This window comes from Candidatus Eremiobacteraceae bacterium (assembly GCA_036511855.1).
GTDB lineage: Bacteria > Vulcanimicrobiota > Vulcanimicrobiia > Eremiobacterales > Eremiobacteraceae > JABCYQ01.
The window spans coordinates 1-24,434 of sequence record DATCBN010000081.1; the positions used below are offsets into that span (position 1 = coordinate 1).

Below are 24,434 nucleotides of genomic sequence, written 5' to 3' on the forward strand. Positions count from 1 at the left end.
TCCGGCCTAGCTTGACCTCGACGGTCGACCCTCCGGTGAACGATAGGCCCAGCGGCAGTCCGTGATGGACGAACAACGCGATAATGCCTGCGGCGATGACGATGGCCGACAAGCCGAACCAAAGGTTGCGCTGGCCGACGATATCCCACTTCAGATTGCGAAAGAACATGCGCGCCCTCTACGCCCCGTACCAGACGGGCTTGGTCGCGACGTCATTGTCGACGACGATGTCGGTGAACGCGCGCGTGATATTGACCGCGGTCAGCAGTGAGAAGATCGTTCCGATCAGGAGCGTGAAGGCAAAACCTTTGACGGTGCCGGTGCCGAGCCAGTACAACACCGCCGCGCCCACCATCGTGGTGACGTGCGAATCGAAGACGGTCCAAAACGCGCGCTTGAATCCTACGCCGACGGCAGCGCGGGTCGTGCGCCCTGCCCACAGCTCTTCTTTGATGCGTTCGAAGATCAGCACGTTCGCGTCCACCGCCATGCCGATGGAGAGCACGAAGCCGGCGATGCCCGGCAAGGTGAGGACCACGCCGAATTGCGCGACGTACGCGAGCATCATGAAACAGTACACGACCAGCGCGAAGTCGGCGAGCAGGCCCGGCACGCGATAGACGATGAGCATGAACGCGAGCACGATGCCGAGGCCGACCAAAGACGCGACCAGCGACGTCTGCAAGTCCAGCTTGCCGAGCAACGGTCCGACGTTTTCCACTTCGATGATGCGGGTGGGCACTTTCAGTGCGCCCGAATTGAGCTCGGTCACGAGCGACGTGGCGGTCTCGAGCGTGAAGTTGCCCTCGATCTGCCCGTTCGCACCGATCGCGCCCTGGATGGTGGGCGCCTCGATCAGCTTGCCGTCGATGAAGATCGGCAGCGGATTGCCGATGTTCTTGCGCGTCCATTCAAGGAACCGCCGCGCACCGTCGCTCTTCAATGTGAAATCGACGACGTATGCGCCGCCGCCTGGCGCCGGCGCCGGCTGCGCGCTCGAAAGGTCCGAACCTGTGATGATCGGCGCTCCCGATGCTTTGTACGCGTTGAACTTCGGATCGTACGTGGAAGTGCCGGCGCTCCCGCGCGCGACTTGCGCAGCAGTGAGCGGACGCATCTCGAGCACCGCGGCTTGTTGGATCAACTGCAGCGCTTGCTTCGGATCCGTAAGGCCGGGCATCTCGATGTTGATGCGGTCGCTGCCGACTTTCGAAAAGGAGATTTCGCTCGTGCCGAGCGTGTTGAGACGGTCTTGGAGGACTTGCATTTCCTCGCTTTGGATGTCGGTCGTGATGGTCTTGTACTGGTCGTTCGGTTCCAGCTCGACGAGCGCGCGCAAGCCGCCTTGCAGGTCGAGACCGAGTTTCACGGTGCTGCTCAGCGGCGTGAAAATGAACCAGCATCCGACGCACAGGCCGAGGATGACGAGCATCTTGACGAGATGCTTCCAACGATACCAAAACATGACTGGAAGAAGACCTCAAGCGATGAGAAATGCTTTAGCGACGCCGCTCTGACGAGTTCGAGCCACGGGTTCGTCGGCCCACGTCCCGCCGCCTTGCAGGACCGTCCTGCACTTTGCGATGGCCCCGACAATCCGTCTACGTCAAGCGCACGCCGTTGATGGTCACTTCATACGTACAGCCAAGGAGGCGCGCTGCCGCGTCGCTCAGCGCGAAACGCAGCGCGAAGATATCGGCTATCTCCGCTTGTTCCGCGAACGCGAAATCCGCCGCAAGCCGAAGACTGATCCGGCGCTGCGCCGCATCGAATTCCAGCTCGGCCTTCGTGACCGCGTGGTTCACCCGGTCGTGGACGTCGAATTCGTTCGCGTCTCGCGTGCGTACGCGCGAACGGTGGATGTCGGCCTTGTCGGCGATGATGAGCGCCGCGCAGACGGCGTTCACCGGCACGCCGCGCTCGGTCTCATCGTGATTGCCGATGGCCGCGACCACTTCGGCCGCATCTTCGACCGCGAAGCCGCGCGCGGTGAGCAACGGATACGCCATCACCGCGCCGGCCGCGGCGTGGGTGTTGCGGCCCACGACATTGCCGATGTCGTGCAACAGCCCGGCGACGGCGGCAAGCTCTTGTGCGCGGTCGTCGTGCTTCAGATCCGCGAGCAATTTCGCGCCGTTGACCGCGACGAGCGTGACGTGGCGGCGTCCGTGATCGGTGTAGTTCATCGCGCCCAAGGTACGATCGGCCGCATCGATCAAACCTAGTATTTCCGGGTCGCGGCGCAGCGACTCGAAGCGCTTCATGTCGCCAAGCCTTCTTCGATGGCGAGCGCATACCCCGGCGCCACTTCGTCGATGGCAAGCACGGTCGCACGCACGCCCGCGATCTCCGCAAATCGCGCGAGCGCGGGCCGCACGTGGCGCCCGCAGACGATGACGACGGCGCCGCCCCGGCGCGCTGCGACGCCAGAAAGCGATACACGCAGACGGTCCGCGATCTCTGGACCAAGCCCGAAAAGCGGACCACCTTCGGTCTGCAGGAGCGCGCCCGTCAAGAGCTGTTCGAGTTCGGGTCCAAGCGCGATCGCGCGAATGGTTCCGTCGCGGTCTGCGATGTCCGAACAGATCGAAGGCGCGAGCCTGCGACGCGCGGCTTCGCCGATCATTGATGCGTCTTTGGTGGATTCGGCTTCGTCCGCGATCGTCTCGAGCACGGCCACGATGTCTCGGATCGAGACGGCTTCGCGTACGAGATGTTGAAGAACGCGCTGCACGAGTCCGAGACTCGCCACTTCCGGCACGACGCCTTTGATCGCGGCCGGATGCGTGCGGCGGACGTGATCGAGCAAAGCCTGGACTTCCTGCCTGCCAAGAAAGGCGTGCGCGTTCGCCCGCACCGCGCTTGCCAACGCCGACGCAAGAACGCCGATGGGGTCGACCGTGATGGCTCCTGCCGTTGCGGCCGCGTGTGCGACCGTGCCGGCCTCGACCCAGCGGGCATCGGCGCCCGTCACGGGATCTTGCGCCGATTCGCCCGGCAACTGCGACAGCGCCGGCCGCGTGCCGATGGCGAGCGCGCGGTCTGCGTGCAGTTCGCCGCGGACAGCGACGCGGTCACGCACGCGGATCGCATAACCTCGCGGCGGCAAACGCAGATCGTCGCGCACGCGAACGCCGGGAAGCACAACGCCGAGTTCGAGCGCGATTTTCGTGCGTACGCTTGCGATCCGCGCGAGCAACGACGACCCTGCCGGCTCGTCGAGAAGCGGCAAGAGCGCCTCGCCGACATCGATGCTGAGCTGGTCGACGCCGACAAGCGCGACGGCGTTTTCCGGTTTGCGGGCGTCGGCGCGGCGGCGCTGCGCATCTTCGGCAGCCGTGGCGCGCGCGCGCCGCTCGTTGGACCGCAGCGATGCATGCGCGATGCCCAAGCCGGCGAGGCCAAGCGCGCCGAACGCGAAGTGGGGCGTGCCGGGGACGAACGCGAGCACGAGCATGGCGCCGCCGACCGAACGCATCGCGCCTGGGTGGGCCGATAACTGGCGTGCGAGATCATCGCCGAGCGCGGCGTCGCTTGCCGCCCGCGTGACCATGACGCCGGCCGCCGTCGAGATGAGAAATGCCGGCAACGTCGTGGCGAGCGCATTGCCAATGGAAAGCAGCGCAAAGGTCTGCACGGCGGCACCGGCGTCCAAATGTTTTTGAAGCACGCCGATCGCAAAACCTGCGACCAGATTGACCGCGACGATGACGACGGCTGCGATCGCATCGCCCCGCACGAACTTCCCGGCGCCGTCCATCGCGCCGTAGAAGTCGGCCTCCGCTTGCACCGCGCGACGCCGCGCGCGCGCCGCGGGCGCGTCGATGAGTCCGGCGTGGAGATCGGCGTCGATCGCCATCTGCTTGCCCGGCATCGCGTCGAGCGTGAAGCGCGCGGCCACCTCGGCCACCCGCTGCGTTCCATTTGCGACGACCGCCAATTGGACGACGAGCAGGATGACGAATAGCAAGAGGCCGACAACGACGTTGCCGCGCATGACGAACTCGCCGAACGCCGGAATCACCGTGCCCGCGCCGCCAGGCACGTCGCCTTGTGTGAGGATGAGACGCGTCGCGGAGACGTCGAGGCTTAACCTGAAGAGCGTGGCGATGAGCACGAGCGACGGAAATGCCGAGAGCTCGAGCGGATCCTGCACCGATAACGCCGTGACCAGCACGGCGCATGCGGCCATGACGTCGAGTGCGAGCAATGCGTCGAGCAAGAACGGCGGCAGCGGCACCACCAGCATCGCGACGATCGAAAGCACGGCGGCGACAAGCACGCGGCCGCCGCGAGCGGAGCCTGTCGTCAAGTCGCTACGGATTCCCGATCGTCCAGGCCGGCCTGCGCACCCGGAAGCGCGCCGCGCGTTCTCATTATCCACGCGAAGACTGCTGCCACCGCCGCGTATGCCTCCTCAGGTATCGGGCAGTCGGCTTCCGCCCGCGCATAGAGCAAGCGGGCGAGCTCGGGCGCTTCCACGATCGGCACCCCATATGTCTCCGCGGCGCCGCGCAAGAGCGACGCCATGAGGTCGGCGCCGCGCGCGACGACGACCGGCACGTCGATCTCCGGCGGACAATAGCGAAGCGCGATGGATATGTGCGTGGGATTGGTCACCACGGCGGTCGCGTTTCTTACGGCGCTGATCCGTACGCCGCGCGCGCGCTTCGCAGCCGCATGCCTGCGCCGCGCTTTGATCTCCGGGCGGCCTTCATTGTCGGCGCGCTCTTCTTTCACTTCGCGCGGCGTCATGCGCAGCCCGCTCATGTGCCGGTGCCGCGCAAGCACGATGTCGGCGGCGCCGACGAGCAGTGCGATCGGCGCCGCGCGGCGCCACGTGTCCGCAAGCGCGGCGCCGAACGCCGTCATGTCGGCGCCGAAGTCGAACCGCTGCGATGCGATGCCTGCCCATGCGTGCACCGCCGCCGCGGCAGAGAAGACGATCGCCGCTGCACCGGCAAGCGCGACGCCCGCGCCGGCAAAGTCGGCAGTCGCGAGCTTTTTCGCGCCCCCGGCCCATGATAGCCGATCGCCGTCGATGCGCAGCGCCGCCACGCTGGGCGACACGCCGCCGCACAACCCTGCGGAAATGAATGTCGCAGACACCGCGCACACCCATGCGCAGCCGATGGCGGACCACGGCGCCGCGGCGCGAAGCAACGTTGCCGCCGGCCGGCTCAATGCGGACGCGTCTTCATGCGCCGCCGCAGCGGCATGCAGCGCAGACTCGCGCGCGATCTCCATCCACCACGCCGTCGCGTGACCACACGTCGCCGCCACAACTGCGCACGCCGTGACCGTCAGTGCGGCTACCGCACCTGCGCTCCTAGCGGCATTGCCTTGCGAGCGCGCCTTCGCGAGGCGGCGCTGCGTCGGCGGTAGCGTGCGCTCGTCGTCGCCGCTCATCCGTGCGCGCCTACCGCCGCGGCGGCGCGCCAGGCGATGGCATCGAGCGCCGACACCAACGCGCCCGCGCCGACGATGAGCGAAGCGATGACCAGCATCGAACCGATCGGTGCGCCGAGGAACATCCCGTTGATGCGCGGCGCCAAACGCGAGATGCCGCCTGCGGCCGCCGTCGCAAACGCTTGCGCGACGATGGCGGGACCGGCAGCCGCGAGTGCGATCTGAACGCAGGCGCTTGCCAAGGCGGCGACGACGGACGCGCCGATGGCATGATAATCGGGCGCTATGCATACCTGCACGAGCCTGTTGAACGCGCCGCCGAAGAAGAACCAACCGAATGCCGACGTGCAGAGCAGCCCTGCCGGACCGGACTCGCCGAAGACGTCGCGCACGGGGCCGGATTGAGACGCCACCGCCGCGTCGATGAGTCCGCCGGCCGCTGCCGCCGCGCCTGCGACGATCGTCGCGCACAGTCCGATGGCTGCGCCGTGTGCCGCATTGACGAGCGCTGCGACGGCGAACGCGCTCCAGTCGCGAAAGCTTTCGGCATCCGAATGCTGCGCGCTCGCGGCAGCGGGGGCCAAGCACAACGCGATCACGACCCGGACGACGCGCGGCACCGCGCGCGAACGACCGAGCGGCATGGCAGCCGCGAAGGCAGCGGTGTGCGCGAATCCGAGCGCGAGCGCGATATCTTCGTGCCCTATCACGCGCGTGCGAGCTCGGGCAGCGCGCGCATCACCGTATAGAACAGGTCGGCGAGCAGGGCGAACGCGGCGGGCCCAAACACGCCCGCAGCCCACGCGATCGCCAACAGCTTGGGAAAAAACGAGATATTTTGATCCTGCACTTGGACGACCGTTTGCACGATGCCGACGGCGACGCCGACGCACCCGACAAGCGCCACCACCGGCATGGCGATGAGCGCGGCCGTCTGCATGGCGGCGAGGAACAGTGATTGTGCTACGGCCGGCATCGGCGCGTCACCGGTACGATGCGGCAAGTGCTCCGGCTACGAGCGTCCACCCGTCGACGGCGACGAAGAGCAGAAGTTTGAGCGGCAAAGAGAGCGTCGCCGGCGAGACCATGAACATCCCGAGCGACATCAGCACTGCTGCGGTCACCATGTCGATGACCGCGAACGGAAGCGCCAAGGCAAAGCCCATCGCGAATGCTGCCCGCAGTTCGCCGACCAAGAAAGCCGGCGCGACGGCGACGAACGCGGCTTGCGCCGGCGCTCCGGTCTTCTCCCGAGCCATGCGGGTGAAGGCGGCGACGTCCGACGGCCGCGCCTGGCGCAACATGAATGCCCGCAATGGTTCCGAACCACGCTCGATAGCTTGCGCCGGCGTGAGCCGGTGCGCGAGATACGGCCGGACCGCATCATCGTCGACGCGCGCAAGGGTGGGCGCCATGATCGCGGCGGTGAGCATGATGGCCAGCGCAGCCAGCACTGCGTTCGGCGGCAACGACGGCGCACCGAGCGCGGCGCGTAGCAGGCCGAGCACGACGATGATGCGCGTGAACGAAGTGGCGGCGACCGCCAAGAGCGGCACGATGGAAAGGGCGAAAAATCCGACGATGAGATCGACGGGCGTGCCGGCCTGCGGCGCGGCCGCGGCGTGCGGCGCGAGCGTGTGCACAGCGGACGAAACGGAGATCACGAGAGCTGTTCGCGCGGCGTTGCGAGCGCCGCGATCTCAACGGCCAGCGAACCGTCTTGCGTCACGACGATATCACCGTGCGCGATCGCAACGCCGTTGACCAAAAGCGCCACCGGTGCATCCGGTGCGGCGTCGAGCGGCACGACGACGCCCGGCGCAAATCCGAGCACATCCGCCACGCGCACGGAAGCGCGGCCGAGCACGACTCGCACGTCAAGCGCGACCGAGTTCAAAGCGGCGAGGGTCAAGCGATCTTCGATCACGCTGCGTCGCCGCACTGGACTGCGGCGATCTCGAGCGCCCGCACCGCACAGCCAGCCTCATCGGAGGCTGCGCCCGCCCGCCCTCGCGCAAGCCGCACATCGGGATTTGCGCAGATGTTCACGGCGCCGAGCGATCCGCGCGGCAACGGCACGATCGTACCCGGTCGCCACCCTAAGATGTCGGCGAGCGTGACCGCGACCGGCGCGACCTCGACAGACAACATGATGGGCACTGCTTGCAGATCGGGCACGCCGTCTGCATTGTCTGCGACCGGGTTGCTGCGGTCTGCCGGCGCGGGCGGCGCGAACAGCTGCAGCGTGGCCGAGCGGCCACTGCGGGGGGTGAGATCGACGTTGCACCGCCACCACTGCTCGTGAAGCGGCCTTTCGCGTTCGCATTCGGCGAGTTGCGATTCCGGCGAACCCGCACGTAGGAAAAGACGCTCCATCGTTTCAGCGACGATCGCGCGCTCGATAGACGTTGGCCGTACTGCGCCGGGTCCGCCGAGCACGGCTTCGAGCAGCGCTGCCTGCGATTCGAAATCGACGATGCACCAAGCGATGGTCTCGGCTTGCGCAACGCGCCATGCGCGGTCGCCGAGCGGTGATGGCGCGTAGCCGCCGCGTTCGGCTTGCGCATACGCGACGTCCATGCGCCGGTGCAGTGCGCCGGGCGCGTTGTCCGCAACGCGGCGGCTGAGCTCTTCGAGCACGATCGGCGCCGAAGGCGTGTTGCGGACGCGGCTGCCCGAACGAGGCCATGATGGGCGGCGCAATGATGTGCGCCTCACTTGACGAGTCCAAGAGCGGTGCGCGCGTTTTGATCGTTCGCCGCAGCGATGGTCTGCGCGAATTCCGCGCGCCTGCGCGCGGCCCAAAGGCCCGCAAGATCCCGCTCGAGGTCGACCATGCCGTTTTCGAGGGCATGCGTGCGCAGCTTCGCCATTCCGGAATCGCCGGCAGGGGCGATCACCGGTTTTCCCGCCGCGCTGCCGGCTGCAAGCATCGTTTCGCCGTCGAGCGTCATCCGCTCCGGTGCGGGCAGAATCGCGAGTGCGAGGCGGCCGAGCGCGGCAGTCTGCGTGACGCGCTGCCCACTACGGGCATCGGTGCGCTGCATGACGCCCATGAAGACGCCGCGTTCGTCCAGCATATAGGAAGAGAAGCGACGCGATGCGGCGTCCGCCGGCGGCACGCGAAGTTCGGACATCCCCGCGACCGGTTCGCCCGTCGCATCGACGCCGAACCCGAGCGCGCGCGCGCCTTCGGCGTTCGTGAGATACCCTCTCGCGTCGACGCTGAAATCGCCTAGCCGCGCGAATCGTCGCGCGCCATCTCTGGAGAAGACGAATAGACCGGGTCCGTCGATGGCGACGTCGAGCGCCGATGCGCTCGGCGTGGTGCGCACAGCTGTGCCACCGGGGAGCTGCGCTCCGACAAGAACGCCTTGACGATCGGGCGCGTTGCCGATGGCGCCGGGCACCGCTGCGCGCCTGGCGTCGGCGATCATGGCTTGGATGTCGGACATGTGCGGACACCTCCTGAGAACACGCGGCCTCGCCGCACGATCGCGCGGACGACAACGCCGGCGCAGGCCACGAACAGGTAGTAGACCGATGCGGGGCGGCGGCTCGGCTCACGTGGGCGGATCGTCGTGCGCGCGGCGTGAACGGAGGGATCGGCATCTCGTTGTGCTGTGCCGGAGGAGAGCGATCCGCTTGCGTCACGTTGGCGCGGGCCCAATACGGTCGCACTGCCGCAATGGCTTGCCGGCGTTTTATCGCAACCCGGTCCGTGCACGGCCTTGAGGAGAGCTTCGCAAAACGATGGTGCTTCGCGGTGCGTCCGGTCGTGCATTCCGTATGCAGAGCGCGAAGCCGCGCTCAAAGCGGCCGGCGTGCGGTATGCGCCGTCGTAGGCAAACGCGCGATCGGCTTGAGCGAGCGGGTAGCCGGAATCGTCCATGCGCGCATTGTGGCGTCGGCATACGAACTCGATGCGGCCTCAAAGCGGCCGGCGTGCACGATGGAACCTACGAAACTCGCGCTTCGCCCGCTTTGAAGCTCGCGTACAAGTGCACGCCCGGCGCCAGCTCGAGCGCAGCCGCCGACGCGGCGGTGATGCGCGCAACGATCGGCGGCACCGACGCTATTCCCACGCGCACGGCGCTTCCGTCCGGCGACATGAGATCCACGAGACCGCTCAAGCGATTGCGTGCCGACGTCGCGCGTTCGTCGCGCGAAAGGGTCACTGCGTCGGGGTCGACGACCAGCGCGACGGCGCCCGTCCATGCGCCGTGCACCACAAATATTGCCTGACCGACTGCGACCTCGCTCGTGCCGTCGTCGAGCGCGCGCGCCGTGCCCGTGAATAGATTCACGCCGGCGAAAGCGGCCACGTACGGGGTGGCGGGTGCGCGGCGAAGGTCTTCGCCGCTCCCCTGTTGCACGATGCGCCCACCTTCCAGCACCGCGATGCCGTCGGCCAGAAGCAGCGCTTCGGCGGGATCATGGGTGACGAGCACGGTAGCCGCGCCGGTCGCGCGCACCGCTGCGCTAAGCGCCGCCCGCAGTCCGGCGCGGGCGTGGACGTCCACGGACGACAGCGGTTCATCGAGCAGCAAGACCTCCGGACGAAGTGCGATAGCGCGCGCAAGCGCGACGCGTTGCGTTTCGCCGGCCGAAAGCGTTGCAGCGCGGCGCGCGCTGAGACTGGCGGCACCGGTGAGGTCGAGCGCTTCAACACCGCGCGCTCTCGCTTCGTCCAAACGCCAGCCGGCCGCGCGCGGGCCGAACATCACGTTCTCGAGCGCGGTCATCTCGCCGAACAGCGCGCCGCGCGAAAACGTCATGCCGATGCTGCGCGTATGCGGCTCCGCGAAGATGCGCGACGCGGCGTCGAACCACACCGAGTCGCCGCATCTGATCCGGCCGCGATCCGGCCGCGCGAATCCCGCGATGAGCCGCAAGACGGTGGTCTTGCCGGCGCCGCTCTCGCCGACGAGCGCGAGCGTCCGCCCGCGCGCAACGTCGAAGCGCGCGTCGATGGCGAACGGCGCATCGGAGGCGATGTCGATCGAGAGATCCATCCCGGATGCGCGCTACCGGCCCACGCGCGAGAGCGCGCCGGCGGCGAGCAGCGCGCCGTACGACGCGCACGCGAGCACGACGGAGATCGCGACGGCCGCATCCATGTCGGACTGCGCCGCGGCGTAGGCGGCAAGCGGCATCGTCTGCGTGACGCCCGGAAGATTGCCCGCGAACGTGATGGTCGCGCCGAATTCGCCGAGCCCGCGCGCGGCGGACATGGAAAGGCCAGCGCCCAGCGCGGGCAGCGCCGGCGGAATCGCGACGCGCGTGAACGCGTAGACTGGCGATGCGCGCAGCGACGCCGCCGCGTCCAACAACTCGCGGTCCGCGCGCGCAAAGGCGGATCGTGCGGCGTTGATGTAGAGCGGCGCGGCCACGAACGTCTGCGCGAGCACGACGGCGGCCGTGCTGAACGGGACTTGGATGCCGAAGATCGAGAGCACGTGTCCGAGCAGACCCGCGCGCCCAAATGCCAGCAGCAAACCCAAACCTGCCACCACCGGCGGCAGCACGAGCGGCAGCGTGATGAGCGACGCGAGCGCATCCCGGCCGCGGAAGTCGCGGGTCAGCAATGCCGCAAGCGGCGTGCCGCCGAGCACCGTGAGCGCGGCCGCGGCGCAGGTCGTTTCAAACGAAAGACGGAGTGCTTGGATCACGATGGGCTGGTGCATCATGTCGGCAAGCGACGCGACCGGCAAGCGCAGCAGCAACGCGGCGAGCGGCAGGCCGGTGAAGGCGCCGAAGAGCGCGGCCAGCGCAATCGCGACGGCTCCCATCGCCGAATCGCGGGCCACGGCGCGCGGCCGGACAGCCCGGCCGGCGGCGCTCTCGCCGCGCAGGCTTTCAATCTTCATCTCAGGCTAGTTACGCCGCGGGCACGCTATGAGTGTTGTGCGCCGCGCACAACGTCAAACGTGGCGGCCGTCAAGTACGCCGTATCGGATTTGGGCGGACGTTCTCAGGCGACGGAGCCGAAACGCGGACGAATGCCATCAGCGCCGGAGCTATCGTGGCGAGCGAGGCGTCGAACGCCGCGACGTCGCCGTCGACTTTGAAAAGGAGACACGCGCCGTCGATCTGCACGACGAGCGCCCGCGCTAGCACGCGTGCATCCGCGGTCGAACCGGTCTCAATCGCGATCTCCGTGACGAGCGCCTCGAACCGGTCGATCAGGGCGGCGTACGCGCGCCGGATCCGCTCGCCGAACCGCTCGACGTGACCGAGCTCCGCCGCGAGATTCGCGAGCGCATCGCCGCAATTATCTGCATGGCGGCGCTCGCGTACGAGCGCGATGTAGTCGGTCAGCCTTTGCAGCGGCGATTTGGAATGCGAAAATACTTCATCGAGCGTCGGCCCGTTCAGCGCTTTCCCGAGTTCGTCGACGATCGCAAGACCAAGATCGTCCTTGCTTCTGAAGTAGTGATAGAAGTTGCCTTTGCCGACGCCCGCCGCGCGAAGCATGTCGTCCACGGTCGTTCCCGCGAAACCTTTGCGATATACGATGTCGGCGGCCGATTCGATGATATGTTGCCTGCGATTGGCCACGTTGCTCCTAACCCGGCGCTGGACAGCCGCATCCGTGCGGCGGCGAATTACTGCGGGTCGTATCCTATTTCATCTGTCCGAATCCGGCGCTCTACTTCGTCCGTCTGCGCCGTCACCGGCACGCAACGGTAGACTTTGAGCGCGATGTCGTATAACCGGTCTCGATTGTTCGGGTCATGTTCGCGAATCGCATCCACCACTGCCAACCCCTTCACAACGCGTCCGAACGTCGAGAACGCGGCGTCGAGATGTAATTGCGGCGACTGCGTCACGTAGTACTGGCTACCTCCGGAATCGAGCAGCGGTGTATTCGACTTCGAATCATAATTCAATCCAAGCGCGACGACACCCGTCAGTTGCTCGAGCGGATTGAGCTCGGCGGGAATAGTGTAACCTGCGTCACCGTCGCCACGGTTGGTCGGATCGCCGCCCTGGATCACAAAGTCGGCGATGACGCGGAAGAACGCGGTGTTGTTGTAGAATCCGCGGTCTACGAGGTTCGCGAAGTTGTCCACTTGATAGGCGGCCTGATCGGGGAACAACTCGATGACGAACGTGCCCGCGGTGGTCACGAACGCGACTTGCGGATGCGAGCCGAGCGGTGAGCTCGTGAGCACCGCTTTCGGTTCGAACTTGTCGGAGGCGGGCACGGGCGGCGGCGTCACGTCGACCGGCGTTGGGTCCCGCAGCGCTTTGAGCGCGTTGCGGACTTCGACGCGCACGCGCCACGACGGATCGCGCACGAGCAGCCGGACCGCGGTGACGTTCGCGCGATCTTTGATCTTGCCGAGACCGTAAACGCCGAGGCGGCGCACGAGCGGTTCGCGATCGTTCAACATCGTGCGAAGCACCGGCGCCGACATGCCGTAGTAACCGCGCGCGATAGCCCACGCGAGACGCCAGCGGACTTCGGGATCCGCTTCGGTGCGAAACGCAGTCCCGAGCGCGCGGCCGCCGGTGGTTCGCGCGGAATTCGTCAGCGGCGTCTTCGCCGAGGCGAGACCGGCCTCGCCAAGACCGATAGCCGTGCGCGAGCGGATGTAGGAGTCGCGATTGGATAGCAGTCGCGAAAGCGGGCTGATCGCGGCGTCCGCGCCGATGCGGCCCAACGCATCGGCCGCCAGCCCCACCACCATCGAATCGTCATCGCGCGTCGCCGTGACGAGCGGCGGAATCGCTTGACGAGTGCCGAGCAGTCCAAGCGCGAACGCGGCCATTTGACGAATCTGCGCGGGCCTTGTCTTGTCGGCGAGCGCTGCGACCACCATCGGTATCGCCGCCGGATTATCGAGGCGTCCAAGGCCCAGCATCGCGCGCGCGGCAAGCGCCGTATCGTCGGACAAAATGTATTTCGCAAACGCAGACGGCGACGTCTTGCGATTGCGCTCGAGCGGCCCGATGATGCCCTCTGGCGTCCCGGATGCGGCGCTCGCAGGCGGTGCCGTGAATTTCGGCTTTGGCGAGGGCGCGATTTTCATCGTGGCCGAAGGGGTCGGGCTGCCTTGATGAACGGTGATCGGCGCGGGTGTCGCGCCTATGCACGCGCAGGCCGCAAACCCTAGGATAAGCCGCGCGTATAAATGGCGTGCAGGGTATCGCATATGAAACGGGTACGCCAAAGACCGCTGGCTCGCCTTGTCCTGGCGTTTAGCGACCGCTTGGACCGGGTATTCTACAAGGTACGTCGAGTTAGGGCGCCCGGCGCAGGATGGAATAAACAAGGCGAGGAGCGCCGAATGATGACCAAACCAACGAAAAAGCCGCAAGGCGGCATGTCAGTCCGCGAAGCTGGGCGTAAAGGCGGGCAAACGGTCAAAGCGCGGTATGGTTCGGAGTTCTACGAGAGCATCGGACGCAAGGGCGGCGAGGCCACAAAGAACACGCACGGCCACGAGTTTTACGAGAACATCGGCAAGCTCGGCGGCAAAAAGGGCGGAGAATCGACCCGCGATCGTTACGGCCCGAAGTTTTACGAGACCATTGGCCAGCTTGGCGGTCAGAAAGTCAAGCGCCTGATCGAAGAGGGCAAGAAGACCTCTAAATAGCGAAGCGGCCGGCTGATGCCGGCCGTTTCATTTGTAACCCTTTAGTCATTCCGCTTGCCAATAATCCTTGAGCGCCTTGCCGCGGCTCGGGTGGCGCAGCTTGCGCAGCGCTTTCGCTTCGATCTGCCGGATGCGTTCGCGTGTGACGCCGAATTCCTGACCCACTTCTTCCAACGTGCGCTGGTGACCGTCTTCCAAGCCGAAGCGGAGCGTCAGCACCTTGCGTTCGCGGTCGGTGAGATTCTTCAGCACATCGCCGGTCTTCTGCCGCAACAGGGTCATGGATGCGGCGTCGGCCGGCGCCACAGCCTCTGGATCTTCGATGAAGTCGCCCAAGTGGCTGTCTTCTTCTTCACCGATCGGCGTCTCGAGCGAGATCGGCTCCTGCGCGATCTTCATGACTTCGCGCACTTTATCCGATGTGAGATTCATCTCGCGCGCGATCTCTTCGACCGATGGATCGCGTCCGAGCTCTTGCAATAGTTGGCGCGAGATCTTCACGAGCCGGTTGATGGTCTCGACCATGTGCACCGGAATGCGGATGGTGCGCGCCTGGTCGGCCAACGCGCGCGTGATCGCCTGGCGGATCCACCACGTCGCATAGGTCGAGAACTTGTAGCCTTTTTTGTAGTCGAATTTTTCGACCGCGCGGATGAGCCCGAGGTTGCCTTCTTGGATGAGATCCAAGAACTGCATTCCCCGCCCGACGTATTTCTTCGCGATGCTGACCACGAGCCGCAAGTTGGCTTCGGTGAGATCGCGCTTTGCGGTATCGCCGGCATCGACGATGGCTACGGTTGCATTGACGCCCTTTGTGCGCGCCCGCTCGACTTCGTCCGAGGCGCGTTCGATGGCTTTGGCGAGGTCCTGTTCCTGCGACATGCCGAGGAGCGGCACTCTGCCGATCTCCTTCAGATACATGCGGACCGGATCGTCGAGCGACATGCCGGCCGACACCGACGTCAGGTCGACTTCTTCCGGTTCAGCCACGTCATCTTTTTCAACGACGACCGTGTCGGGCACGTCGGTGATCTCGATGCCTTGCGCCATCAGCTCTTCGACGAGCTCGTTGCCCTTGTCCGGATCGTCTTCGTCGAATGCCGCCGAAACCGTGGCGACTTCTTCGTACGTCAGCGAGCCGCGCGCTTTGCCGCGCTCGAAGAGTCCTTTGACGGCCGCCTCACGGGTAGAAGGAACCGCCGCCGCGCCGTTCTGCGCAGAAGGCGCATCGGTGATGGGCGTTACTTTGGAATTTTTCGGCAGTGTGACGGCTGAAGCCGGCCGTTTCGGCGTTGCCACGCGCTAGTTCATCCTCTCCCCGTAGCCCCAAGCCCACGCAAGCGCAGCGCGAGCGCATTGTATTCTTCGCGCAAGGCGATAGGCACGGTAAGTCCTTCGGTCAGGAGCGAATTCATTTCAACGTCAACACTCGAAAGCCTCCGCTCCAGGCGTCTTCGGTCGAAGCGGTCCAGCACGCGCGAGAGGCGCCGCTCGTCGTCTTCGGCGCTCATCGGCGGCGCCGCAAGCGCGAGTCTGGCGAGTTCTGCGCTGCTATCATCATCGGCGAAGACGCTCAGCGGATTGAGCCCTTGCTCGACCTCGTCGCGCCGTTCGAGCAATCGGGCGAACGCGTCGCGGAATTGGGATTGCTCGAGGTCGGCCGGCGCGACGCGCGCGGCGGCCGCGCCGATGAGGGAAGGCCGCGCCAGAATGATCTGCAGCAATTCGCGTTCGACCGACGGCGGATCCGGCGCGCTGCGCGGGCGCGCGCGAACGGGCGCCTCGTCGGCGGCACGTTGTGGCGATGCGTTGGCTGCGCCGTGCGGCGTCGGTGAAAAGCGCGCGTGGCGAAGCGCGGATTCGTCTATGTCCAGCCGCCGCGCCATCGCCTTCACATATTGATCGCGTTCGATGGGATCGCGCACGTGCGCGATGACTTGCATCGCCTCGCGCGCGACCTCGCTTTTGCTCGCGAACGCAAGGGCGATCCGGCTGCACGCCATCTCGATTTTGAAATCCACCCACGGCGTCGAAGCGGCGAGCAGCGCCGCGAAGGACGCGGTGCCGCCGGCGAGCACGATTTCGTCCGGATCTTTACCGTCGGGGAGGCTGACGACGCGCACAGACAATCCTTCCTCGATCAACATGTCGATGCTGCGCGCGGCGGCGGTCTGCCCGGCGGCATCTCCGTCGAAGCACAGATAGAGATTGGCGGCGACGCGCCGGAGTTCGCGCGCCTGCTCTGGTGTGAACGCCGTGCCGAGGCTCGCGACGGCATTGCCGAAGCCGGCTTGATGAAGGGCGATCGCGTCGAGGTAGCCTTCGACCACGATCAACGCGCCCTCGGCAGCAGCGGCGCGCCGGGCGACGTTGAGGGCGTAGACGTGCTTGCCTTTGGTATACGCGGGCGTGCTGGGCGTGTTGATGTATTTGGGCTGTTCGTCTCCGAGCGCGCGTCCGCCGAACGCCATCACTTCGCCGGTGAGATTGTAGACGGGCAGCATCAGCCGGTTGCGGAAAAAATCATAGTGCCCATCGCCGCGCTCGCGCGCGCGCACGAGACCGGCGGTGATCGCACTGCCGATATCGACGCCGCCTTTTTCTAGCGCGAGCTTCAGTCCGTCCCACGCATCCGGCGCGAAGCCGATGCCGAACGCGCGCGCGGTGTGCTCTTCGATGCCACGCTGCTCGAGATACGCTTGGGCCATCGGGCTCGCGCGCAACGCGGCGGCGAAAAACGCTTGCGCGGCGGCGTTGGCTTCGTAGATGCCTTCGCGTTCGCTGCGGCGGCGTTGCGCACCGGGCGACTCGTCGATGACGATGCCCGCGCGGCCCGCCAACATCCGCACGGCAGTGGGAAAATCCGCGTTCTCGTGACGCTGCACGAATTTGAAGAGATCGCCGCCCGCGTCGCAACCGTAGCAATGCCACACGCCCTTTTCGGCGTTCACCGAAAACGACGGCGTGCGCTCGGCATGAAACGGACATAGCCCGACGTATTCGCGGCCCTGCTTCTTCAGCGTGACGTACTGGCTCACGTATCCGAGCAGGTCCACTTTGGCGCTGATCTCTGCGAGGACGGCGCGATCAAACCCGGGCATTGCCTATGCCTGCTCTGTGGGGCCGACCTTTATGGTCGGCCAGCGGCGAGCCGGAGCTCGCCGCTTCAGAGGATGTAAAATCAGACATCCCATTCCTTCGGCAGCAGCAGCTCGAGCGGATCGACGAACAGCTCCTTGAATTTCTTGATCGCGTAGCGATCGGTGAATCCGGCGACGTAGTCGCACACGCGGCGGACGAGCGGATCCTCAGGCGGCAATGCGCTCGTGAACTCCTCGGGCATTTCGGCCGGATGCTCCATGTAGTATGCGAACAGCTTCTTGACGATGTTCTGCGCCTTCGGTTCCTCGGTCTTCGCTTCCGCATTGAGATACACGCGTTCGTACATGTATTCTTTGATGGTCTCGACCGCTGAGAGCACTTTGTCCGAAAGCCGGATCTCGTTCTTGTCGCGGCACGCGGCGATCATGTCCTCGACGACCGTCTGTACGCGAATGCTGCCGCGCGACCCGAGGACGCGCAGCGCCGATTGCGGCAGGTCTTCTTGAGAGATGACGCCCGCGCGAATCGCGTCGTCGATGTCGTGGTTGATATACGCCAGGCGATCGGCATAGCGCACGATCTGACCCTCGAGCGTGTAGGGAAGGTCTTGCCAACCCGCCAGTGCGCCCTTGTTCTTGCTGTGCTTGGCGATGCCGTCGAGCACTTCTTCGGTGAGGTTCAGCCCCGCCGCATCGTGCCGGTGCTCGAGATACATGACGACCCGCATGCTCTGTTGGGAATGGATGAACTTGAAGCCCGGTTCGTACTGGGCGCCGATTTCGGTGAGCGCCGATTCGCCTGCATGTCCGAACGGCGAATGCCCGAGATCGTGACCGAGCGCCGTGGCTTCGGCGAGATCTTCGTTGAGCATCAGCCCGCGCGCGATCGAGCGCGCTAGCTGCATGACCTCGATCGAATGGGTGAGACGCGTGCGATAGTGATCGCCCAGCGGCGACAGGAACACTTGGGTCTTGTGCATCAGCCGCCGGAAGGCTTTGCTGTGGACGATGCGATCGCGGTCGCGTTGATAGCAAGTGCGGATGGGATCTTCGGGTTCGGGCGAGCGCCGGCCGCGCGAGTTCTTGGCAAGCGCCGCGTGCGGCGAAAGCGTGGCGGCTTCGCGCGCTTCGAGTTCTTCGCGGATGGAGAGCGTTTTTGTCATTGCTCCTGATCGGTTTACTTTTCGGAGTTGGGACTCAGATTCCGGACGCGTTCGGCGCAGACCCTCTCTCACGCGTCGTGAGCTAGACGGCAGGTCACGGATGGAGTTGATTAGTCAGTCAGAACCCATTATTAGATCGATGACCACAAGGCTCTTGGCTCGGATATCTAGCCAGTCGCCCGACTTAGCTGACGCAAGGCCGGCGCGGGCGACTGCGAGGCCGGGTATATCCGTGTCGAGATCGGAAACTTCCCCGATCCGCGCTCTAAGTCTGGAATCGTCGGCGGTATCCCGGTCACTGCTCGCGTTGCGAAAGATCAGCGCAGCGGCTTCTCCGAGATTCACGCGTCGTTGCCGGTCCTTATCGTTTGTCTTCCCGTACGTAGCCATATCGGTGTAGAGGGCGTCGAAACGTTGGTCCTTCGCAAATGCCATTGCCTGCGCGGGAACGGAAAACTGTGCCCTAGCAGCCGCCAACGCGGCGAGTGCGCCGGCGTCCGTCGTCGTTGACTTCAGCGAGGCGAACAAATCATCGATGAATCGTTGCGCGTCGCGCTGACCCAGCAGCGCCGGCACGTCGAGCATCTGCGACGCTGTGATTGAGGCTACGCCGCGGCGACCGTCGGCAATACCGCCCGTTCCGTACGTGATCGCCGGGAATGCAGGCTCGGTGAATACGCCCGCGAGGCGATTCGATAAATCTGCTTGATACGACTCCAGATCCGTCTCATTGAGACTCGGCACAGGCGAGGCTCCCGGCGCCGGTGACGCAAGTATTTTCGAGAGGGGTTGAGGCTGGGATGCAGCGGCAATCGCGCTCCCACCGGGAGGCACGATGGACGAAAAGCGACCCGCGTACGAGAGGTGACCCGCCAACCACGTCGGATGAATCGATTGCAGATCGCCTGCCAAGAAGTCCACCCTTGCGGCATCGGTGTCGATCGACGCCATCCCCGCCTCCACGATCCACCATTGCTCCGGATTCGGCGGAGCAGTCAACATGTACGGCTCGATGAATGCGGAGCCCCACAGCTCCCGGTCGACGCCGCTTTCATCGCCGCGGTCAATAAATGGCCTGAGCGTTTCCAGCTTCGATAGTAGTCCTGAGAACTTCTTGGCGTCGCGTCCGCCTCCGAGAAGTTGTTCCGTAGCGGTTAAATCGGCGATCGAGCGGCTACGCAGCAACGCGATCGCGAAGATTTGTGGCCGCTCGAGGCCAAACATGATTCGCTCTGCCGAACGCCCCTGCTCGAATAGAGCGCGCTCGGATGCCGTCGGCACTATTGGTGAGGCCGTGGGTACCGCAATGCTCGACGACGGCGAGCTCATCGCCGCCACCATCAGCGCCGCTAGAGCTAGGGGAGCCACGCCTCAATCCTGATCCGCGGATTTCTTCTTCGCGCCTTTTTCGTGTTCGGCGCGTTCGCGCAGCACCACTTGAGACGCCGCGAGACGGGCGACCGGCACTCGGAACGGCGAACAGGAGACGTAGTCCAGACCTAGGTCGTGGCAGAACGCGACCGACGACGGGTCGCCGCCGTGCTCGCCGCAGATCCCGATCTTGATGTCCGGACGTGTCGAACGGCCGCGCTCCATGGCCATGCGCATCATCTCGCCCACCCCGTCCTGATCGATGACTTGGAACGGGTCTTCGCGCAAGATCTTCTTCTCGAGATACGCGGGGATGAACGACCCTTCGGCGTCGTCGCGCGAATACCCGAAGACGGTCTGCGTGAGATCGTTCGTGCCGAACGAGAAGAACTCGGCGTGGTCGGCGATGCGGTGCGCCACGATACACGCTCGCGGCAGCTCGATCATGGTGCCGACTTGATACGGCAGCTTCACGCCGGCTTCTTTGATGATGCGCTCCGCTTCTTTCACGACGAGCCCGCGCACCGCGATCATTTCCGTGACGGTGCCGACACCTGGGATCATGATGAACGGACGCGCGTCGATCTTCTCTTTGCGCAGCTCCACCGCCGCTTCGACGATGGCGCGCACCTGCATCTGATAGATCTCCGGGTAGACGATGCCGAGCCGGCACACGCGCAGGCCGAGCATGGGATTGCTCTCATGCAGCGCGCGAACCCGGCGCAAGATCTTGTCTTTTTTCGCGAGCAGCGACGCGTCGGATTTGTTGAGGCGCATTTCGGTGGTTTCGACGAGCAGGTCTTCGAGCGACGGTAGGAACTCGTGCAGCGGCGGATCGAGAAGCCGGATGGTGACCGGCAAACCTTTCATCGCCTTGAGAATGCCCTTGAAGTCGTCGCGTTGCATGGGCAAGAGCTGCTCGAGGCACTTGCGCCGCGAATCCGGCGTCTCCGCCATGATCATCTCTTGCACGACCGGAAGGCGTTCCGGCTGCATGAACATGTGCTCCGTGCGGCACAGACCGATTCCCTCGGCGCCGAAATCGCGCGCTTTTTGCGCATCCTCGGGAGTGTCGGCGTTCGCCCACACGCCGAGCCGCTTGTATTCGTCGGCCCACTGCAAGACGTGCTGGAATTGCGGCGACATCCTCGCCGCCTGCATCGGCAGCTCTTCGAGATAGACGTTGCCGGTGGTGCCGTCGATCGTGATCGGATCGCCCTCGTGGACGATGACGCTCGAGCCCTTGATCGCGAATTGACGCGCACGCAGGTCGATCAAGATCGATTCGCAGCCGACGATGGCCGGCTTGCCCATGCCGCGGGCGACGACGGCGGCGTGCGACGTGGCGCCGCCCTGCGACGTGAGGATTCCCTCGGCGGCGTACATGCCGTGCACGTCGTCTGGCGTGGTCATGGGGCGCACGAGCACGCAGCGTTTGTTCTGTCGTTTGTATTCCACAGCGGTGTCCGGTTCGAACACCACGACGCCCGCCGCCGCCCCGGGCGACGCGTTGAGACCGCGAGTGACCGCTTTGGCTTTGATCTTGTCGTCGAGCTGCGCGTGCAGCAACGCTTGAATCGAGGCGGGATCGATGCGGAGCACAGCCTCTTCGCGGGTGATCTGATGTTCTTTCACCATGTCGGCGGCGATCTGAATCGCCGCGGCGGCGCTTCGTTTCCCCGAACGGCATTGAAGGATGAAGAGGCGGCCGCGCTCGACGGTGAACTCGATGTCCTGCATGTCGTGGTAGTGCTTTTCGAGCGTGGACGCGAACTCGAGGAATTGCTTGAAGAGCTTTGGATTGCGCCGGTCGAGCTCGGTGATCTTCATCGGCGTGCGCGATCCGGAAACCACGTCCTCGCCCTGCGCGTTGGGCAAGAACTCGCCGTACAGCTTTTTCTCGCCGGTCGACGGATTGCGCGTGAACGCCACGCCGGTGCCCGAGTCCTCGCCCATGTTGCCGAAGACCATGGTGACGATATTGACCGCGGTGCCCCACCAGTCGGGGATGCGTTCGTGCTTGCGATATTCTTGCGCGCGTTTGGAGTTCCACGAGTTGAAGACCGCGTCGACAGCCATCCGCAACTGCGAGTAGACGTCTTCGGGGAAATCCTTTTTGGTATGATGGCGGACGAGCGCCTTGAATTCGCTCGTCATATTGCGAAACGCGAGCGCGGTGAGTTCCGAGTCGGACGCGACGCGCGCTTTTGCGACGTACCGTTCGATGACTTCCTCGAACGGATCGCGCTTCATCCCGAGCACCACGGTCGCGAACATCTGCACGAAACGCCGGTAGGCATCCCACGCGAACTTGTCGTTCTTCGTGAGGACGACAAGCGCGTTGCACGTGCGGTTGTTCAATCCGAGGTTGAGAACGGTGTCCATCATGCCCGGCATGCTCACGCGTGCGCCGGAGCGCACGGATACGAGCAGCGGATTCGTCTCGCCGCCAAATTCCTTGCCTGTCTTGCGCTCGAGCTCGGCGATCCGGCGATGGATCTCTTCTTCAAGTCCGGATGGGAATTGACGGCCGAGCTCCATGTAGCGCCGGCAGACTTCAGTCGTGATCGTGAATCCCGGCGGCACCGGCAACCCGATGCGCGTCATCTCGCCTAACCCTGCGCCCTTGCCGCCGAGTATGTCGCGCAGATCGGCGCCCGATTCTTCGAACGTGTACGTCATCTTGCCGAGGTGCAGCTTGGTGGGCGGATCCGGCTTCTTGTGAGTGCGGTTCCGCGGCGACGGAAGTTTCGGCATCGGCTTGCGCTCGATGTAACCGAGCGGCGGTATCAGATCGATGACGGGTACGGCTGCCACAACGGCCGCCTCGCCGTTGACTGCAACCGCTTCGACGACCGGAGGCGCCGCTGCCGATTTGCCGTTGCCGCCCTTGTGCGCGGCCGCGATCTTACCGGCCGGCGCTTTGGCGGCGACAATTTTGCGTGCTCCGGCAGCCTTCAGGGATTCCGCTTTGACGATCACGCCTTTTTTTGCGGGCTTGAGGGGCTTCTGAGGTGCGACGGATTTCGGGGCCGGTCGCGCCGGCATGGCCGCTTTTCCGGCTGCCTTTTTAAGGATTGTCTTCTTCGCATTTGCGGTTGTCTTGCCGGTCTTCAAACGATGGTTCCTCACCCGAGAGTGCCGACCAACAAAACAGCCGGGACGCCGCAAAATCGGGGTCCACGGCCATTTTTGGACGCACTATTCCTGGTAAGCCGCATACGCCGGGGGTCTAGAGAACCCTTTTTGCGGTCTAATCGCGCAATGGGCAAGCGATGCTTGCCCTAGTACGAGGGAAAGCATCGCCTGCCCAAACGTGAAACCCTGAGGCTTAAAACTAAGTACGAATACTTGAGTCTTTCGCCAGGAGGCGGGTAGGCCGACAACTAAGAAATAAAGAGTGATGCCAATGGCTGTATCCCATTCGGAGGCACTTTTCTCAGATGTTAATGACAATTGGTGAGAAGAACTCGGTGCTGGACGACATCGACGCCAAAATCCTCGAAGAGGTCCGCGTCGACGCGCGCATCAGCTACCGGGATTTGGCCGAAAAGGTCGACTTAAGCGCGAACGCGGTGGCCGATCGCTTGCGCAGACTCGTGAAGTCCGGCGTGATCACGGGTTTCCATGCAGCCGTCGACAACGTCGCGGCCGGCCGAGGCATGCTCGCGCTTATCGACCTGAAGCTCGGCGCGAGTCAGACCCGGGCCGGTTTTGAAGAAGCGCTGCGCGGCATTCCCGGCGTTTTGAGCGCCATGCTCATGACCGGAAAGTCGGACTATCAACTGAGGGTTGCGTGCCGCGACGCCGCGGATCTCGACGCTCTCATCGGCACGCTGCGCGAACGAGCGGGCGCCGTCGACACGTATAGCCATGTCGTGCTTCGCGAGATCGTCTTCTAGCGAGCGTACTTGTCCTAGGATGCGGCGCGCGCCGAGCGGAATCCGCGGCTTCCACCTGTGAAAGGGGGCCGCATGTTCAAGGATCGCGTCGCAATCGTCACCGGAGGCACGCGCGGTATCGGCGCTGCCATCACTTCGTTGCTCGCGCGCAGCGGCGCCCACGTCGCCGCAGGCTACGCGCGCGACCGCACGCGCGCCGAAGAATTGCAGAAAACTCTGACCGCGGCCGGCGCATCGGTTTCGGTTCATCAAGGCAACGTCGGCGACGCGGACGACTGCAAGCGGGTGGTCGACGAAGTGCTTCGCGAGCGCGGCCACGTCGATTTCTTGATCAACAACGCGGGCATCACCATCGACAAGACCGTCCGGAAGATGACGGTTGAAGATTGGCACAACGTCCTGCGCGCAAATCTTTCCGGCGCGTTTTACATGACGAAAGCGCTGCTCGAGCACATGATCGAGCGCAAATTCGGCCGCATCGTCAACATCAGCTCGGTGATCGGCGAGACCGGCAATGTCGGGCAGGCGAATTACGCGGCGTCGAAATCCGGTCTCTTCGGCTTCTCCAAGAGTCTGGCGCTTGAGATGGCGCGCAAAGGAATCACCGTTAATTGCGTGGCGCCGGGGTTCATCGGCACGGAGATGGTGGAAGCGATTCCTAAAGCCGTGCTCGATACTGTCATCGAAAAAATACCCATGCACCGGCTCGGTACGCCGGACGAAGTGGCGCGCGTCGTCCGCTTCTTGCTGGAAGACGAGTCGGGATACATCACCGGTGCCGTTTACACCGTGAACGGCGGCCTTGATATGTGATCCTTTGTTACATCGCCGGTCGACAAAAGTCGTCGGGCGCCGAAATATTCGACCATTCCTCTTGACGCG

23 protein-coding genes are annotated in these 24,434 nt (G+C 64.8%); 3 read left to right on the plus strand and 20 right to left on the minus strand.

Annotated elements, in window-relative coordinates:
• Positions 1-178: 178 nt before the first annotated feature.
• The 15 genes from secD to VII69_10410 all read right to left on the minus strand — a co-directional run bounded on the left by secD (position 179) and on the right by VII69_10410 (position 13,448).
• Entirely contained in the window at positions 179-1,465 is a 1,287-nt protein-coding gene (gene secD / locus VII69_10340) for a protein translocase subunit SecD (GenBank protein ID HEY5095505.1), read from the minus strand.
• Between the two features lie 136 nt (positions 1,466-1,601).
• Complete coding sequence (locus VII69_10345) at positions 1,602-2,264, minus strand: HD domain-containing protein (protein ID HEY5095506.1); 663 nt, start codon at positions 2,262-2,264, stop codon at positions 1,602-1,604.
• Entirely contained in the window at positions 2,261-4,312 is a 2,052-nt protein-coding gene (locus tag VII69_10350; protein ID HEY5095507.1) for a flagellar biosynthesis protein FlhA, read from the minus strand. The genes VII69_10345 and VII69_10350 overlap by 4 nt, the downstream gene beginning before the upstream one ends.
• Complete coding sequence (locus VII69_10355; protein ID HEY5095508.1) at positions 4,309-5,409, minus strand: EscU/YscU/HrcU family type III secretion system export apparatus switch protein; 1,101 nt, start codon at positions 5,407-5,409, stop codon at positions 4,309-4,311. The genes VII69_10350 and VII69_10355 overlap by 4 nt, the downstream gene beginning before the upstream one ends.
• Entirely contained in the window at positions 5,406-6,119 is a 714-nt protein-coding gene (locus VII69_10360) for a flagellar biosynthetic protein FliR (protein HEY5095509.1), read from the minus strand. Before VII69_10360 ends, VII69_10355 begins: the two co-directional genes overlap by 4 nt.
• Entirely contained in the window at positions 6,116-6,385 is a 270-nt protein-coding gene (locus VII69_10365) for a flagellar biosynthetic protein FliQ (GenBank protein HEY5095510.1), read from the minus strand. The genes VII69_10360 and VII69_10365 overlap by 4 nt, the downstream gene beginning before the upstream one ends.
• 7 nt (positions 6,386-6,392) lie before the next feature.
• A complete protein-coding gene (locus VII69_10370) occupies positions 6,393-7,073 on the minus strand; it encodes a flagellar type III secretion system pore protein FliP (GenBank protein HEY5095511.1) in 681 nt (226 codons plus the stop codon).
• Positions 7,070-7,321, minus strand: a complete 252-nt coding sequence (locus tag VII69_10375) for a FliM/FliN family flagellar motor C-terminal domain-containing protein (GenBank protein HEY5095512.1) — start codon at positions 7,319-7,321, stop codon at positions 7,070-7,072. The genes VII69_10370 and VII69_10375 overlap by 4 nt, the downstream gene beginning before the upstream one ends.
• 11 nt (positions 7,322-7,332) lie before the next feature.
• The gene (locus VII69_10380; protein HEY5095513.1) at positions 7,333-8,112 is read right to left on the minus strand and encodes a FliM/FliN family flagellar motor switch protein; all 780 of its coding nucleotides are present in this window, start codon (positions 8,110-8,112) and stop codon (positions 7,333-7,335) included.
• Between the two features lie 11 nt (positions 8,113-8,123).
• On the minus strand, positions 8,124-8,864 hold the full coding sequence (locus VII69_10385) for a hypothetical protein (GenBank protein HEY5095514.1): 741 nt from the start codon (positions 8,862-8,864) through the stop codon (positions 8,124-8,126).
• Positions 8,843-9,301, minus strand: coding sequence for a hypothetical protein (locus tag VII69_10390; protein HEY5095515.1), 459 nt, complete (start codon positions 9,299-9,301; stop codon positions 8,843-8,845). Before VII69_10390 ends, VII69_10385 begins: the two co-directional genes overlap by 22 nt.
• 67 nt (positions 9,302-9,368) lie before the next feature.
• Positions 9,369-10,424: an ABC transporter ATP-binding protein gene (locus VII69_10395; protein HEY5095516.1), complete on the minus strand. Its 1,056-nt coding sequence runs from the start codon at positions 10,422-10,424 to the stop codon at positions 9,369-9,371.
• 12 nt (positions 10,425-10,436) lie between these two features.
• Positions 10,437-11,279 carry a molybdate ABC transporter permease subunit gene (modB, locus tag VII69_10400; protein HEY5095517.1) on the minus strand — a complete coding sequence of 281 codons (843 nt, stop codon included), beginning with the start codon at positions 11,277-11,279 and terminating at the stop codon, positions 10,437-10,439.
• 70 nt (positions 11,280-11,349) lie between these two features.
• Complete coding sequence (locus tag VII69_10405) at positions 11,350-11,970, minus strand: TetR/AcrR family transcriptional regulator (protein HEY5095518.1); 621 nt, start codon at positions 11,968-11,970, stop codon at positions 11,350-11,352.
• Positions 11,971-12,017: 47 nt separating this feature from the next.
• Positions 12,018-13,448 (minus strand): HEAT repeat domain-containing protein, encoded by a 1,431-nt coding sequence (locus tag VII69_10410; GenBank protein ID HEY5095519.1) that lies wholly within the window; start codon positions 13,446-13,448, stop codon positions 12,018-12,020.
• Positions 13,449-13,706: 258 nt separating this feature from the next.
• Between VII69_10410 and VII69_10415 the strand changes: the two genes are divergently transcribed.
• Entirely contained in the window at positions 13,707-14,015 is a 309-nt protein-coding gene (locus tag VII69_10415) for a hypothetical protein (GenBank protein HEY5095520.1), read from the plus strand.
• Positions 14,016-14,060: 45 nt separating this feature from the next.
• On the opposite strand, the gene rpoD is transcribed toward VII69_10415, so the two are convergent.
• The 5 genes from rpoD to ppdK form a co-directional block, all read right to left on the minus strand.
• Positions 14,061-15,314 carry an RNA polymerase sigma factor RpoD gene (gene rpoD / locus VII69_10420; GenBank protein ID HEY5095521.1) on the minus strand — a complete coding sequence of 418 codons (1,254 nt, stop codon included), beginning with the start codon at positions 15,312-15,314 and terminating at the stop codon, positions 14,061-14,063.
• Positions 15,315-15,322: 8 nt separating this feature from the next.
• Complete coding sequence (gene dnaG, locus VII69_10425; GenBank protein HEY5095522.1) at positions 15,323-17,116, minus strand: DNA primase; 1,794 nt, start codon at positions 17,114-17,116, stop codon at positions 15,323-15,325.
• A gap of 80 nt (positions 17,117-17,196) precedes the next feature.
• On the minus strand, positions 17,197-18,279 hold the full coding sequence (locus VII69_10430) for a deoxyguanosinetriphosphate triphosphohydrolase (protein ID HEY5095523.1): 1,083 nt from the start codon (positions 18,277-18,279) through the stop codon (positions 17,197-17,199).
• A 114-nt stretch (positions 18,280-18,393) separates the two neighbouring features.
• Positions 18,394-19,503 (minus strand): hypothetical protein, encoded by a 1,110-nt coding sequence (locus VII69_10435; GenBank protein HEY5095524.1) that lies wholly within the window; start codon positions 19,501-19,503, stop codon positions 18,394-18,396.
• 147 nt (positions 19,504-19,650) lie between these two features.
• On the minus strand, positions 19,651-22,698 hold the full coding sequence (ppdK, locus tag VII69_10440) for a pyruvate, phosphate dikinase (protein ID HEY5095525.1): 3,048 nt from the start codon (positions 22,696-22,698) through the stop codon (positions 19,651-19,653).
• 395 nt (positions 22,699-23,093) lie between these two features.
• On the opposite strand from ppdK, the gene VII69_10445 reads away from it, so the two are divergent.
• Both VII69_10445 and fabG read left to right on the plus strand, forming a co-directional pair.
• Positions 23,094-23,552 (plus strand): Lrp/AsnC family transcriptional regulator, encoded by a 459-nt coding sequence (locus VII69_10445; GenBank protein ID HEY5095526.1) that lies wholly within the window; start codon positions 23,094-23,096, stop codon positions 23,550-23,552.
• A 72-nt stretch (positions 23,553-23,624) separates the two neighbouring features.
• Positions 23,625-24,365 carry a 3-oxoacyl-[acyl-carrier-protein] reductase gene (gene fabG / locus VII69_10450; GenBank protein ID HEY5095527.1) on the plus strand — a complete coding sequence of 247 codons (741 nt, stop codon included), beginning with the start codon at positions 23,625-23,627 and terminating at the stop codon, positions 24,363-24,365.
• Positions 24,366-24,434 lie beyond the last annotated feature (69 nt).

Coding starts and splice junctions, on each gene's coding strand:
- secD (HEY5095505.1), bottom strand. CDS start 1,465: ATGTTTTGGTATCGTTGGAAGCATCTCGTCAAGATGCTCGTCATCCTC.
- VII69_10345 (HEY5095506.1), bottom strand. CDS start 2,264: ATGAAGCGCTTCGAGTCGCTGCGCCGCGACCCGGAAATACTAGGTTTG.
- VII69_10355 (HEY5095508.1), bottom strand. CDS start 5,409: ATGAGCGGCGACGACGAGCGCACGCTACCGCCGACGCAGCGCCGCCTC.
- VII69_10365 (HEY5095510.1), bottom strand. CDS start 6,385: ATGCCGGCCGTAGCACAATCACTGTTCCTCGCCGCCATGCAGACGGCC.
- VII69_10385 (HEY5095514.1), bottom strand. CDS start 8,864: ATGTCCGACATCCAAGCCATGATCGCCGACGCCAGGCGCGCAGCGGTG.
- VII69_10390 (HEY5095515.1), bottom strand. CDS start 9,301: ATGGACGATTCCGGCTACCCGCTCGCTCAAGCCGATCGCGCGTTTGCC.
- VII69_10395 (HEY5095516.1), bottom strand. CDS start 10,424: ATGGATCTCTCGATCGACATCGCCTCCGATGCGCCGTTCGCCATCGAC.
- modB (HEY5095517.1), bottom strand. CDS start 11,279: ATGAAGATTGAAAGCCTGCGCGGCGAGAGCGCCGCCGGCCGGGCTGTC.
- VII69_10410 (HEY5095519.1), bottom strand. CDS start 13,448: ATGAAAATCGCGCCCTCGCCAAAGCCGAAATTCACGGCACCGCCTGCG.
- VII69_10415 (HEY5095520.1), top strand. CDS start 13,707: ATGATGACCAAACCAACGAAAAAGCCGCAAGGCGGCATGTCAGTCCGC.
- dnaG (HEY5095522.1), bottom strand. CDS start 17,116: ATGCCCGGGTTTGATCGCGCCGTCCTCGCAGAGATCAGCGCCAAAGTG.
- VII69_10430 (HEY5095523.1), bottom strand. CDS start 18,279: ATGACAAAAACGCTCTCCATCCGCGAAGAACTCGAAGCGCGCGAAGCC.
- VII69_10435 (HEY5095524.1), bottom strand. CDS start 19,503: ATGTTTGGCCTCGAGCGGCCACAAATCTTCGCGATCGCGTTGCTGCGT.
- ppdK (HEY5095525.1), bottom strand. CDS start 22,698: ATGCCGGCGCGACCGGCCCCGAAATCCGTCGCACCTCAGAAGCCCCTC.
- VII69_10445 (HEY5095526.1), top strand. CDS start 23,094: ATGTTAATGACAATTGGTGAGAAGAACTCGGTGCTGGACGACATCGAC.
- fabG (HEY5095527.1), top strand. CDS start 23,625: ATGTTCAAGGATCGCGTCGCAATCGTCACCGGAGGCACGCGCGGTATC.